Here is a 13,888-nt window from a genome sequence, read left to right on the forward strand (position 1 = left end):
TCAAACTTATAGGAGAAAACTATGTCAAAAGAAATAGCTTATGTGTCCGTACAACTTGACGATAACGTCCCTGAGTACATGGATGGGATAATTCGCTGTGGCTCCGTCACATCTCAAGACGAAGATGGTAACGACCTGCAAGACCACCAAGAGCTTATCGACAACGCGGAGTTCCGCTCGGAAGATGAACTTATCAGCTACGTCGCTAGCAAGCTTGGAGTTAGCAAGGATATTGTTGGCATTGATGCCTAATCGGGTAGCTGGGAGCTTTTAACTCCCAGCCCCCACACCACCCACCGTGCGGGTCCGCAGTAGGCGGTTCAACGAGCGTGCTCGTGTGACGACGACGCCTTCAACCCTTGTCCGGCCCGTAGCTCTGTGCTTTGCACCACAGGTCTTTGATGCTGAGCAGTCCCTGTGCCCTGAGCCAGTCGTTGGACATGGCCTGTTGGGTCACCGGAGTTCTGGCCATGCGCCAATAGCTCAGGCTGCTCACGCCGTGTTGGATGGCAGCCTTCAGCGGTATGCCCAAGTCCAGCAGGTGCCGGATCTTAGTGCGCGCCCAGCGCCACTGTTTCCAGTAGCACATACGCACCCGACGTCGGATCCATTCGTCCAGTTCCGGGATCGGCCGGTAGTACTGGCTGATCCCGTAGTACCCGAACCATCCCCGCAGATACTGACCGAGCTTTTCCAGCCGGTACTCCATGCTGACGCCCCAACTTCTGCCGGTGAGTTGCCGCACCCGATGCTTGAAATTCGCCAGGGATTTCTCTGTCCAGCGGATCTTCTTGCCCACAAGAGTGAAGCCTAGAAAGCTGCATTCACTCATCGGTGCGACTTGGCTCTTGGCCAGGTTCACGGTGAGCTTGAGGGTGGATTGCAGGAAGTACGTGAGGCTTTGCATCACCCGCTCGGCCGCGCGTCGGGACTTGACCAGGATGATCACATCGTCGGCGTAGCGGGCGAAGCGGTGTCCGCGGCGTTCCAGTTCGAGATCGAACTGGTGCAGCAGGACGTTGGCCAACAGCGGCGAGAGCGGCCCGCCTTGCGGCGTGCCCACCTCGCTGGGTTGGGGGTGCTCCCCGACCAGCACCCCGGCGCGCAGGTAGCGCCCGATCAGGGCCAGCAGTCGCTTGTCGGCGATGCTTCGACTCAGCAGGCTCATCAACAGGTCATGGTTGACGTTGTCGAAGAACCTGGCCAAGTCCAGATCTACCGCCCAACGGTAGCCGGCCTTCACGTGCGCCTGCACCTGGCGGATCGCCTGGTGTGCATTGCGGCCCGGTCGGAAGCCGAAGCTCGATGCCGAAAAGCCCGGATCGAAGATCGGTATGAGCACCTGGGCGATGGCCTGCTGGATGACCCGGTCCGTGACGGTCGGGATGCCCAGTTGCCGTTGGCCGCCATCGGGCTTGGGGATATCCACCCGTCGCACCGGTTGCGGCCGATATCGCCCGGCCTCGATCTGCTCGCGCGTGGCTGGCCAGTGTGCGCGGGCGTGTTCGGGCCATTCCGCCGTGGTCACGCCGTCGATACCCGGCGCCCCCCTATTGGATTTGACCCTGCGCCACGCCCGCGCCAGGTTGTCTCTGGCCAGCACGGCCTCGAGCAGGTCTTGGCCGTCTTGGTTATGGTCGTCGTCTTGGTTCAAGGCTCGGTGCATGCCGACCGCCGCCGTGCCTGGCCCATGCGGGCTTCATCGGTTTGGTCGAGTTCGGTCACGTCTGCTCCTTAGTATCTCGTTGTTCAGCCCTTCGGCAGCCCGACACCTGGCTGCCTACTATGGCTTCTGCTGACTTCTGCACCGTCACGCCCACTGTTGCCAGTGGACGCGCTGCCCGTCTGATCGTGCGTCGCTGCCGGTTTCTTCGCTCGTGGCGGGCAGCTCGCCACGGCTCCTGGTCCTTGGTTGCCCGGTGGGACCGGCCGGGTCATCGTCACGATCAGGCTGGCCGCCGTCAGCACAGACCTCCCCAGGTAAGAACGCGAACTGTCGGTGCACAAGCGCCGCATTTACCGTGGCCGGCGTACCGTTGGGCTTCGCTGTCATGTGCCAGCTCGCCTCGCCTGCCTCGGCCTTCTATGCGGTTTCTGTCCGTCGCCTCGCACCTCTTGCACTCCGGCTTCCTCCAGACAATCCCTCACGGGCTTGCCCTTGCCTTCGGCTTGAATCGCCCCGGGTTTTGAGGAGGCTCCAACTTTTGAGAGAATGGAGCCATGAATAAACAAAACAAGCGAAACAAGTTTTCCCCTGAAGTTCGTGAACGATCTGTTCGTCTGGTACAGGAGCATCGCGGCGAATATCCATCGCTATGGGCGGCGGTTGAATCAGTTGCACCCAAGATTGGCTGTGTGCCCTCCACGTTGCTGGAATGGGTTAAACGTAGCGAAATTAACAATGGCGCACGCGAAGGTCTGACAAGCAGTGAACGTGATCGCCTCAAGGCGTTGGAGCGTGAGAACAGGGAACTGCGCCGAGCCAATGAGATATTGAAAACAGCCAGTGCTTTTTTCGCCCAGGCGGAGCTCGACCGCGTTCTGAAGAAGTAAACGCTTACATTGACCAGTATCGGAGTATCTATGGGGTCGAGCCAGTCTGCAAGGTGTTGCAGGTTGCCCCTTCAGCGTACTGGCGCCATGCTGCCCGCCAGCGCTGTCCACAATTACGCAGTGCGCGGGCTCGCAGAGATGAGTTGTTGATGGCCGATATCCGGCGTGTCTGGCAGGCCAATATGCAAGTCTATGGTGCACGCAAGATCTGGCATCAATTGCAACGTGAAGGCGTGACTGTGGCGCGTTGTACGGTCGAACGTCTGATGCGCCAGCTGGGTTTGCAAGGTGCCCGACGGGGCAAAATCATTCGCACCACTGTTGTCCGGCAGAACGCGACTTGCCCGCGCGATCTCGTCAACCGGACATTTCATGCCAATCGGCCCAATCAGCTGTGGGTCTCGGACTTCACCTATGTATCAACCTGGCAGGGCTGGTTGTACGTGGCTTTTGTTATCGATGTATTTGCCCGCCGCATCGTTGGCTGGCGTGTCAGCAGCACCATGAGTACGGATTTTGTGCTTGATGCGCTGGAGCAGGCTTTGTATGATCGCCGTCCTGCTGATACCCTGATTCATCATTCCGACAGAGGATCGCAATACGTGTCGATCCGTTATACCGAACGTCTGGCACAAGCCGGTATTGAACCGTCTGTCGGCAGTCGCGGTGACAGTTACGATAATGCGCTGGCTGAAACGATCAATGGCCTGTACAAGGCTGAACTGATACACAGGAGAGCTCCCTGGAAAACCAGGGCTGCTGTGGAGCTGGCAACTTTGGAATGGGTTGCCTGGTATAACCATCAACGCCTGCTTGGATCTATCGGGTATATTCCTCCAGCTCAGGCTGAAGAAAACTACCGACAAACCCAGGATAATAAGACATTGATGGATATTTTACTTTAACCAAATAGCCTCCTCGATTGTCGGGACGGTTCAGGCTCGTGGTTATACTCGGTTCACAATGAATCCAAGTCGGTACTCCCACAGGGGACTTGCACCCCATAAGTTCGCGCCCATGCTGGGCGCACACAATTCATTCAAGCCGACGCCGCTTCGCGGCGCGGCTTAACTCAGGCGTTAGCTGCTAAGAACATGCGCTCTCCTATCTGCCTTCTGGAAACACAAATTGCTGGGGCTCCGTTCAATGTGGCACCGGAGAAAGCCAATCGCTGCGCACAGAGTCGTGACGATCACAAGATCGACTTTGTCGTGGTGGATGAGCCAAAATGAACCGTCCCGACAATCGAGGAGGCTATTTGGTTAAAGTAAAGTGTTCATCAAGGCCTTATTATCCTGGGTTTGTCGGTAGTTTTCTTCAGCCTGAGCTGGAGGAATATACCCGATAGATCCAAGCAGGCGTTGATGGTTATACCAGGCGACCCATTCCAAAGTTGCCAGCTCCACAGCAGCCCTGGTTTTCCAGGGAGCTCTCCTGTGTATCAGTTCAGCCTTGTACAGGCCATTGATCGTTTCAGCCAGCGCATTATCGTAACTGTCACCGCGACTGCCGACAGACGGTTCAATACCGGCTTGTGCCAGGCGTTCGGTATAGCGGATCGACACGTATTGCGATCCTCTGTCGGAATGATGAATCAGGGTATCAGCAGGATGGCGATCATACAAAGCCTGCTCCAGCGCATCAAGCACAAAACCCGTACTCATGGTGCTGCTGACACGCCAGCCAACGATGCGGCGGGCAAATACATCGATAACAAAAGCCACGTACAACCAGCCCTGCCAGGTTGATACATAAGTGAAGTCCGAGACCCACAGCTGATTGGGCCGATTGGCATGAAACATCCGGTTGACGAGATCGCGCGGGCAAGTCGCGTTCTGCCGGACAACAGTGGTGCGAATGATTTTGCCCCGTCGGGCACCTTGTAAACCCAGCTGGCGCATCAGACGTTCGACCGTACAACGCGCCACAGTCATGCCTTCACGTTGCAATTGATGCCAGATCTTGCGTGCACCATAGACTTGCATATTGGCCTGCCAGACACGCCGGATATCAGCCATCAACAACTCATCTCTGCGAGCCCGCGCACTGCGTAATTGTGGATAGCGCTGGCGGGCAGCATGGCGCCAGTACGCTGAAGGGGCAACCTGCAACACCTTGCAGACTGGCTCGACCCCATAGATACTCCGATACTGGTCAATGTAAGCGTTTACTTCTTCAGAACGCGGTCGAGCTCCGCCTGGGCGAAAAAAGCACTGGCTGTTTTCAATATCTCATTGGCTCGGCGCAGTTCCCTGTTCTCACGCTCCAACGCCTTGAGGCGATCACGTTCACTGCTTGTCAGACCTTCGCGTGCGCCATTGTTAATTTCGCTACGTTTAACCCATTCCAGCAACGTGGAGGGCACACAGCCAATCTTGGGTGCAACTGATTCAACCGCCGCCCATAGCGATGGATATTCGCCGCGATGCTCCTGTACCAGACGAACAGATCGTTCACGAACTTCAGGGGAAAACTTGTTTCGCTTGTTTTGTTTATTCATGGCTCCATTCTCTCAAAAGTTGGAGCCTCCTCAAAACCCGGGGCAATTCACTTCTGATGGGGCAGGTCAAAGTAGTGCCAACTCAGAAAACAATGGTAAAGTTTTTTGGTTATTTAAATAGATCGCTATTGGATGTTTTGCTTGCGCCAGTTATCGACGGCAATCAATAGCCGATTGTCTTTGACTGGCTTCTGCCATTCATCCCAGAAGTTCACAGTTCCGCTATTCGGCTTGTTCTGTGGCTCGTCGATTCTGATGCGACTTGGCAATAAGCTGGCATCGCCGACAACCAAAGCCTCACCAGTATCGAGTGTGGGAAGGATGTCACTGAAGCCGCCAAGGCTGTCGGGGAGAAGGCGTTTGATAACGCCTTGATCTTCGGCATTAGTCAGACGCATAGATACAAAATTGCTGCACTGGCTAAGCAGCGTTTTGTTTACTTCGGATGGACGCTGACTGATTACAACCAAGCTGACGCCATATTTTCGTCCTTCTTTCGCGATGCGCTCGAATATATCCAATGAAATATCGTCTGCGGAATCTGCCATGTTGCGCTGGGGCATATAGAGGTGAGCTTCATCACAGAGAAGCGCAATGGGATGGCGAAGCTCTGATGGAGTCCACTGCTGCACCGAAAATGTGACTCGTGCAACAAGGGAGACTATCAGGGGAAGAACGTCCGAGGGAACCTCAGAGAAGTTGATGTGTAGTAGTTGAGATCTGATCTGACAGTTACCCGATTTGACGAGTGCCTGTTAGATCAGATTCAGTTATTCAATTCGGTAATTTTATCGTCCCATATCTCCTTTGCGTCAATTAAAGTTTGCATCGGGGTGCGTCCACAGCACATTTTTCCCTGGTGAGTCCGCACACTGTTGTAGTACGCCATCCAATCATCCAGATCGTGTTGTAACTCTTCAATGGACTGGTAAATCTTGCGCCGGAATGTCACCTGGTAGAACTCCTGCAAGATGGTTTTGTGAAAGCGTTCGCAAATACCGTTGGTCTGCGGATGATTGGCTTTCGTTTTGGAATGTTCGATGTCATTGAGTGCCAGATAAAGCTGGTAATCATGATTTTCCGGCTTGCCGCAATATTCGGTACCGCGGTCGGTCAGAATGCGAATAATGCCCATACTCTGTTCAGCAAAGAACGGCAGTACCCGGTCATTGAGCATATCAGCTGATGTAATTGGTGTTTTGTTGGTATACAGCTTCGCTGCTGCCCACTTGGAATAAGTGTCGACGAAGGTTTGCTGGTAAATTCGTCCCACACCTTTGAGGGTACCGACGTAAAGGTATCCTGACTACCGAGATACCCGGGTGAGCCGTCTCAATTTCGCCTTGAGCAACATCATCTTCCTGCTTCTTCTCCAATGCTTGCACCTGTGCTTCGGTCAGCACTGCCCCAGTCTCAGCAATATGTTTCTCCAAGGCTGACAGACGCTTCTTGAACGATTCCAGATTCTGGCGCAGCCATACCGAACGGACACCAGACGGAGAAACAAAATTCCATGCTTACGCAGTTCGTTGGAAACACGAACCTGACCAAAAGCCGGTTGCTCCAGAGCAAAGGCCAGGATCGCTGCTTCCGTCGCTTCTTCTACACGGTTCTTGATATTGGGCTTACGTCGGTTTGCATCTATCAGAGCTTCAACACCTCCTGTTTCCACAGCTGCCTGATAGCGATAGAAAGTATCGCGAGAAAAACCCATCACCTTACAGGCACGGGATACATTGCCAAGCTCAGCTGCCAGATTAAGCAAGCCAATCTTGTGTTTAATGATTTTATGATGAACACTGCTCATGGGATTACTCCTTTACGCTTTCGCGTTTGGTTGATAAAGATTCGCACCTCTATCAAACCGGGTAATCCCACCTCTTGGCAAGACCTGCTGTCAGATCAAATCTGAACTACTACAGTTGATGATCTTGATACCTGCCTTGCCGTTCTCGCCCGTGCTTCCGAGAGCAGCATTGGCAAACTTCTCAAGCCAAGCGAAGTCAAGAATGTCTCCGCCACCGTTGAACATAAATCCGAGACGCCTATCGGAAATTTTGTTCTCAAGCCTGGAAATCATGCGCGCGAGCTTTCCGAAGAAATCGCCTTGCTTTTCGGTTCCAGCTTTAGCGCCGGGAACCATCTCGACGTTAATCGAATTCAATCGCTCCATAAGGAAATCGAGATCGAATGGAACTGGGCTATCAACAGTAAAGTGCTTTAGTAACGCCTGCTGCCCATTGTCCTCAAGGTACTTTCTTTTCGCTTGATTGATCTCGCGAGCTATTATCATAGCTTGGTTAGGGGCATTCTGATCGCTACGATCCACAAACATGGAAACTAGCGCCTCATAAGAAAGCAGCCAATAAGGAAGATAAAGCACATCATCAGAGATGGTGCGTTTGGCTTCAACATCTGCCGGCCCTGCAACCTTGAAGTGCTGAATGCCTGGCCCTGTCAATGGAGAGTATTCGCCATGAAGGTCAAAGACAATGGCATTCGCTGTAGAAAGCCCTGACATTTGCTCAATAATTTTGGCAGTTGTCCAAGACTTTCCAGAACCTGTACTTCCTCCGATAAAGGCATGGCGCTGGAAAAATTTATTACCATTAAGGTAGGCTACTGCATTCTCATCCAACGTGTACTTCCCTAGCGTCAAGGCATTTCCTTCCGCTGAAACGCTGGAGAGCGTGCGCATAAATCCAGTGAGGTTCTCGCCTTCGAGCGAAAAGCAGTTGGCATCTATTTCGGGAACACTTTCGATTGTTCGACGAAAAACATTCTCCTTGGAGCCATCGCGATCTAGCATGGTTCCAATTAAGGCAATGCGACACAGATTCAATTCTGAATTTTGGTCGACGATTCCATCATCGGAAATATTTTCGATGCCTCGCTTTCTAGTCACCTGCGTAATAAGGCCAATGAGGTGCTGCCCAGGCCTGCTGCTCTGAAGCACGGCGAGATGATTAACCTGTAACCTTTTTAGATGAGCGACATTCTCCACATCCACAATTACATTCGTGGTATCAACGGAAGCAACCTTCCCGAGCGCTTCTTCATCCCTAAAGTTGAATATTGGCATATGCCCTCTCTACATGATGAGTGATAAGTAGCCTTCAAGGCTCCAGATGTTCTTCTCTACTGTGAACGAAGAACTGCTCAGAGAAGAGTAGACAACAGACTGGCCATCTGTCGCCCCACGCTCTATCGCTAAATAATTTTGTGCTTTGCCGCCAAGAATAAGTTTTTTAGTCGAATCGGAAAGTGCGTATGTGATAATGGTGACTGGCGCCCCCTGTCGCTGGCATTTAGCCATAAGTTTTGGCTGAACATGCTCATCATTGAATCCATACCCGATGCACAAGTATGAACCCGCCTCATTAATAGCTATGTCGGCGTTATTTATGATGGAGCGAAATGGCTCAAGGTGCGTCTTTTGGTACTTTTGCGTGCCAGGTGTCACAATCTGTGGGCTGTAATTTTCAGGAATTTCTTGTGCGCCTGAAATTGCGATGGTGTCTTCTAGTGGCGACTGAAACCAGTCGAGAGATCCATGTACTTTCCAAATATTCACTCTGCGTGAGCAGGTTAATTCATCGGGCGTGGCCAGTTGGCGGAAAAATCCGTGAGTAAATCCAGTGTAGTGATGAATTCTGCTTTGGTCGCATGCATACTCTGCCAAGCGATCATAATTTGTAGTGACAATATTTATTTTTTTTAGGCTTGTTTTGAACATGTGTTCAAGCAGACGGCTCAGCGGGAACATCGAGCTGTTTTGCAAGCTATTCTTGAAGATTGCAGCATCTTCAGAGTTGATAAGTGACCAAGTGGAATTTATGATCCTGCAAGTCAGCTCTTCAGATACGGCTACCTGGCGGAGTGCCGATTCCAAATCCACACCATCTGTGAGTGTCCGGCAAAAGCTCCTCCAAGGCTCCATCTCAGCATCAGACAGTCCTGAAACATCGGTTTTGTCGGTCAGATGTTGCGCAAGCCCCCGCATGCCAGGCATTCCATGCGTAGCCGAGGCACCACTACCTAAAATTATGATGGGGGCCTTGCTGTAATAGTCCTGAGCTTGTTTTTCGTAATTAACGTCAAACAAAGCCTTCTCCCTTTTTATCGTTTAGATGCTTAAAACTGCGCTTGTCATTCAACTCGGATGCAAGCTCTCGATCATCAAACAGATACGAGGGAGAATAAGGTGTAAGTGCTGCCATTTAAGCTTTGAAAAGGGGTTGTATTTAGTGGGTTACTGTTGGCTCTACAGTCTGTGGTCTCATAAAAATGCTGGTGGTTGTGGCACAAATGAGAATAAATTTCCCGTCATTGCAACTGATTAATCCACTTTGTAATTATATTTCTTACTTTCAGTATGGCCTGTGGCAACAGATACAAATAATTTTCAGAAAACCCGATTTGTGCCATTGACTTGTAGTTGATATTCAATCGGTATGGCGATCAGATCAAATGATTTCTGAAATCCGAGATAACCTCTTTCCCTCAGAAAGGTCATAACAAAATTAACATCTGTTTTCAGGATTTCGAGGAAGAGAATTGGCCGATGATGTTCGATTGTGTTGATTGCTCCCAAGAGCGCCTTGTCTTCCATCCCTTCAATATCCATTTTGATAAAATCAACTTTTTCATTGAATGAATCAATTGATAATGTTTTGACACTTTCCATTTTTCCGCTATGGATGATGCCTTGGTTGTCGGAGTTTTTTGGTGGGATTAGCTCTAAGCTTCCAAAGTTGTTGGCGCTGTTATAGTCTGGTATGGGGATGTCAATAAAATCTCCGATTTTTTCACTAATGGCATTATGGTGGCAATGGACATTCGAAAGCCCGTTGATTGCCATAGTGCCGCACAGCATATTGAATACTTGCCGCTGTGCTTCGAATGCCCGAATAGCAACTGTATCGGGATGAGTTTTGGCAATTGCTAGTGAATGCGTGCCGATATTCGCACCTACATCGTAGAACATGATTTGGCCAAATTTATCTAACTGAACATTAACTAAGGTATTGATGATATTGATGTCATCTGTTGCCCAGTATCCATATTGGCTGATTTGCCGTCCAATTGCATTGTCGTTCAGGTTAATAATGATTGGACCGTAGTCAGAGCTAATTACAGTATTGGGGTTCTTCATGTAAGGCTCCAGTTATTTGAGATGTGCTGGTATTGCAATCATTTGATTGCGTGAACAATCGGGAAATCGTGTCAGCCGCTTTTGCCCAGGTAAAATTCTTGGCAATAGATGCCGCATTCTGCAGACGTTGGCTTTCGGAGAAAGGCTTATCCTGTGCGCATACATTTAGATGAGTAATTAGTGAGTCCAGAATGGGGGCCTGATAAGCATTAACGTGCCTGTCGTTGATTTTGACATTTCTGTAAGGCACAGCCTCAATGAACAAGGCATTTTTTTCGCTGCAAAAATCTTGTGTGGCGCCGCCTTCTGTAACAATGACTGGCGTGCCGCACACAAGAGCTTCAATAACAGGCAGATTGAAACCTTCGGCACGGTACGGCGAAACATAGTAGTCGGCGATGCAATATAACTCTCTGAGTTGGAGCAGATTCAGATCCGGAATAACTCGGATGGCATTCAGCAAGGATTCATTTTTGCTTTCGCCCAGCAGTGTTATCTCGCGTAAAACTGCATCCTTGGTGCTGATACCATAAACAGCCTGCTGATCTTTGATGAGCAGCCTGGTATGAGGATTCTGATGGAAACACTGGACAAAAGCCTGAATCAAGAGATCTAGTCCCTTGTTCCATATCGGAGCAGCCACATTGAGGAAAATAACTGCCTCACGATCAAATCCCAAGCGTTGGCGATGAATGGCGCGTTCATCTGAATGCATTGGATGGAAGATATTTGAGGCTACACCGTGGGGAATAAGATGGATATGCTCAGCTGGTATGCCAGCTTCAATAATTCTTTCTTTTGACCAATGAGATGGAGTGACAATGTTTCCTCCCATATTGAAATAGGCCTTGAGATTGGGTCTGAAATGAGCAATTTGCGCTTCATCCAATCCGAGTTCTGTTACGAGAAATGTAGAAACTGGATGTTTGTCATCCGGCGCCAATGTGACCGGTGAATAGATGCGGAAACATGCATCATAGGTCTGACCACTCCAGTGCTGAACTTGTGCTAGTAGCTTGCTGTAGGTTTCCGGAAGCCCTGTATTACCCCTGTTCTTGTTCATTTCCCAATGCGCGAAGAGCAGGGGCATATCGCGATGATAAATATGTAATTGACTGGATCGCATCCACTCGTACAGATGGTATTGATTTACCAAGGCAAACGAATGGTTTATTCCTCTCCATCCCTCGACCAGCAACTTGATCTTAGGCGTTTCTGAAAAGATCTGCGTTATTTGCTCCTTGCTCTTTGTACTAATTGAAGAGTTGGTTTGTAGTGGGCTAATGATTGCCCCGTGTTTCTGGTTCTCGGTTGTCACCGGCGCCGGTAATTTCCCTAACGCCGCTCTTGCCTGTACGAAATCCGGTTTTTGCTTGAGTACAGTCTGAAAAGCCTGCTTCGCTCCGGTGAAATCGCCACTGTCCTTGAGCAGTACACCCAGATTGAACTGGGCTATCCATTCATCTCCTGAATGGGCGTGCTCAAGCCACTGGCGGTAGAGCTGGATAGCGCCTTGTGTATCTCCCCTGGCTTGCAGTGCTTCGGCTTCTTGAACAGTAGCGGTGATTGGGTTGGGTTGTGCCGGTTCTCCCAATTTTGTCGGTTCAGGTTGTGCGCTGATATGAATGTGCTGAGACGGGTTTTGCAGTTCACTGACGAGGGCGGTGTATTGCTGTTCCAGATTACGGGTAAAGCGCAGCGAATCGAACAGTGGGCCACTTTCTTTGGCCAGTGCCAGTTTCTGGCGCATGGTTTTGCGCACTTTGGTATCTGTAGCCAGGGCTACCGCTTTATCTTCATAAGTTTGCAGATCGTGGGTGATGAGTTCAGGTAGATCAGCGGCAGTGAGTAAGGCACCTGCCATGCGGGAAGCGAAGGAACGTCCGCTCATGGTCAGCACCGGCAGGCCCATCCATAACGCATCATTAGCGGTGGTGCCGGCATTGAAGGGGAAGGTGTCGAGGAACAGATCGGCCACCAGATAGCGCGCCAGGTAATCGGCTGGCGTGGTGCGTTCGGCGAATACCAGTCGTGTCGGGTCAATGCCCTGTGCTTTGGCCTGTTTTTGCAGGTTTTCCCTGGCCCAGGGGTTGTCCGCCAGTAGCCACAGCACGCTGTTGGGAACGCGGCGCAGAATGTTCATCCAGGTGGTGAACACTTCCAGGGTGTATTTGTGGTTGTTGTTGAAGGAACAGAACACAAACTTGCGCGCGGGCAGGCCGCAATCCTTGCGGCTGGGGGCGGGGCTGTGTTCGCGCTTGCGGTCGCTAACCTGATAGACATCCGGCATGTAGAGCGGCTTCTCGCTGTAGAAGCGGGCATATTCTTCGGGAATCAGGTAGCGGTCGGCGATGACATAATCAATCCCCGGCAAACCCGTAGTGGCCGGTAGGCCCAGATAGGTGATTTGCACAGGTGCCGGACGCAATGCCAGCATGCGGGTTTTAGCGCCGCTGGTCTGGCCTTGCAGATCGATGAGAATATCAATCTCGTGCTGGCGGATGAGTTGAGCAACTTCGTCATCACTTTTGCCGTGCACAGGAATGTAATGATCCACGGCAGAAAGAATGCGCTGGCGCAAGGTTGAACCATCGTCCGGTGACCAACAGAAAGCATGGGTTTCAAAGCGGTTTTTGTCGTGGTGCTCAAACAGCTCGACCGTGAGCATGGCAACCGGGTGAGTACAAAAATCACTGGAGCAATAGGCAACCCGAATCTTGTCGTGGCGGTAACCATTGGCAGGGGATAGCCGGGGCAGATCAGCTGGAATCTTGCGGCGGCTGTAGTTTAGTGCTGCTTCAAGCTGTGCAGCGGGGTCATCCGAAATATTCAGCATGGCAAGCGCCGAGGTGTGTTCATGCAATGCCGCTTCTGTGACCTTGCCTACTGGTGCGTAAACCGGCCATTGGCATTGTTTCTGGCGCTGAAAAATCAGGTGGTGGATGGCATCCGGTTGATCCGGGTCAAGCTGCAGGCTTTTTTCCAGCGCCTGAGTGGCTGCCTGATATTGCCGCCGGGTTTCCTGCAGGCGCCCGATGTTGTTGAGCGCCATGGTCAGGTTTTTTATCTGATCTGCCTGGTTTGGTCCGGTATTTTGATCAGCTTCCGGCGTGATAACGTTTTCAACAACTGCCTGCCATTGTTCAATGGCGGCTTCTGCATTGCCCTGGCGTTCAAGCGCCAGTCCAAGATTGATATGAGCCTGGGGAAAAGCCGGGCTAAGTGCTAGTGCCTTCTGGAAAGCTTCAATCGAATCAGTCAGGTTATTTTCAGCAAAAAGAATAACGCCGAGATTGAACCAGGCAACGCTGTTGAAAGCGCCTGCATTACGCTGCAGCCAGGTGCGGTAGAGCGCAGCGCACAGCGCGGGGTGTGAATTTAATGTTTCAGCGTAAGTGACGAGATCCGTAAAGGAAACCTGGCCCTGCCAGGTGCGTTCGATCCAGCTGGTGTAATCAGATAGGGAATGAGTTGGCACGTTTGGCTCCTGATAAAAAGCAGTAACAGTTATGTCCTGCAATCTATCAGTTAGGTGATCCTGCAAAAGTGCCGATTAGTCCGACAATTTCAGGCTATTTGTAAGAAGATCCGCCTCAAGCCATTTATAAAAAACCCACGGTATCTGTTCAATACCGTGGGCGGTTGTGCTACTGCGTCATGCCGGAAAGGTCATGCACGCG

Annotated in this window: 10 protein-coding genes, 1 pseudogene and 2 other annotated features; of the genes and pseudogenes, 3 read left to right on the forward strand and 8 right to left on the reverse strand. The window is 51.3% G+C overall.

The window, feature by feature from the left end:
- Window positions 1-21: 21 nt before the first annotated feature.
- Window positions 22-252, forward strand: coding sequence for a hypothetical protein (locus HRU73_RS00775; RefSeq protein ID WP_041356832.1), 231 nt, complete (start codon window positions 22-24; stop codon window positions 250-252).
- 100 nt (window positions 253-352) lie between these two features.
- Here the strand turns inward: HRU73_RS00775 and ltrA are convergent, their stop codons facing one another.
- Entirely contained in the window at window positions 353-1,654 is a 1,302-nt protein-coding gene (gene ltrA, locus HRU73_RS00780) for a group II intron reverse transcriptase/maturase (protein ID WP_198407847.1), read from the reverse strand.
- Between the two features lie 566 nt (window positions 1,655-2,220).
- On the opposite strand from ltrA, the gene HRU73_RS00785 reads away from it, so the two are divergent.
- Window positions 2,221-3,458, forward strand: a protein-coding gene (locus HRU73_RS00785) for an IS3 family transposase (protein WP_287399074.1) whose coding sequence is annotated in 2 segments (ribosomal slippage) — window positions 2,221-2,509 and window positions 2,509-3,458 — 1,239 coding nt in all. Because the reading frame shifts where the segments join, the coding sequence is not laid out codon by codon here.
- Window positions 2,508-2,624 (forward strand) — a sequence feature (AL1L pseudoknot). It overlaps the preceding gene by 117 nt.
- Before the next feature lie 189 nt (window positions 3,459-3,647).
- A complete protein-coding gene (locus HRU73_RS00790) occupies window positions 3,648-3,785 on the forward strand; it encodes a hypothetical protein (protein ID WP_158297473.1) in 138 nt (45 codons plus the stop codon).
- 30 nt (window positions 3,786-3,815) lie between these two features.
- Here the strand turns inward: HRU73_RS00790 and HRU73_RS00795 are convergent.
- The 7 genes and pseudogenes from HRU73_RS00795 to HRU73_RS00825 all read right to left on the reverse strand — a co-directional run bounded on the left by HRU73_RS00795 (window position 3,816) and on the right by HRU73_RS00825 (window position 13,686).
- Window positions 3,816-5,053, reverse strand: a protein-coding gene (locus tag HRU73_RS00795) for an IS3 family transposase (protein WP_502709302.1) whose coding sequence is annotated in 2 segments (ribosomal slippage) — window positions 3,816-4,762 and window positions 4,762-5,053 — 1,239 coding nt in all. Because the reading frame shifts where the segments join, the coding sequence is not laid out codon by codon here.
- Window positions 4,650-4,766 (reverse strand) — a sequence feature (AL1L pseudoknot). It overlaps the preceding gene by 117 nt.
- Window positions 5,054-5,178: 125 nt before the next feature.
- Window positions 5,179-5,685: an ATP-binding protein gene (locus HRU73_RS00800; RefSeq protein ID WP_287399076.1), complete on the reverse strand. Its 507-nt coding sequence runs from the start codon at window positions 5,683-5,685 to the stop codon at window positions 5,179-5,181.
- A gap of 134 nt (window positions 5,686-5,819) precedes the next feature.
- Window positions 5,820-6,860: pseudogene (locus HRU73_RS00805) on the reverse strand (IS481 family transposase).
- Window positions 6,861-6,950: 90 nt separating this feature from the next.
- Window positions 6,951-8,135: an ATP-binding protein gene (locus HRU73_RS00810; RefSeq protein WP_287399078.1), complete on the reverse strand. Its 1,185-nt coding sequence runs from the start codon at window positions 8,133-8,135 to the stop codon at window positions 6,951-6,953.
- 9 nt (window positions 8,136-8,144) lie between these two features.
- The gene (locus HRU73_RS00815) at window positions 8,145-9,158 is read right to left on the reverse strand and encodes an SIR2 family protein (protein WP_011112603.1); all 1,014 of its coding nucleotides are present in this window, start codon (window positions 9,156-9,158) and stop codon (window positions 8,145-8,147) included.
- Window positions 9,159-9,458: 300 nt separating this feature from the next.
- The gene (locus HRU73_RS00820; RefSeq protein ID WP_011112602.1) at window positions 9,459-10,208 is read right to left on the reverse strand and encodes an FkbM family methyltransferase; all 750 of its coding nucleotides are present in this window, start codon (window positions 10,206-10,208) and stop codon (window positions 9,459-9,461) included.
- Window positions 10,183-13,686, reverse strand: a complete 3,504-nt coding sequence (locus tag HRU73_RS00825) for an O-linked N-acetylglucosamine transferase family protein (protein ID WP_287399079.1) — start codon at window positions 13,684-13,686, stop codon at window positions 10,183-10,185. Before HRU73_RS00825 ends, HRU73_RS00820 begins: the two co-directional genes overlap by 26 nt.
- Between the last annotated feature and the right edge of the window lie 202 nt (window positions 13,687-13,888).

The sequence above is a fragment of the Nitrosomonas sp. H1_AOB3 genome, from assembly GCF_015709435.1.
GTDB classification, from domain to species: Bacteria; Pseudomonadota; Gammaproteobacteria; order Burkholderiales; family Nitrosomonadaceae; genus Nitrosomonas; species Nitrosomonas europaea.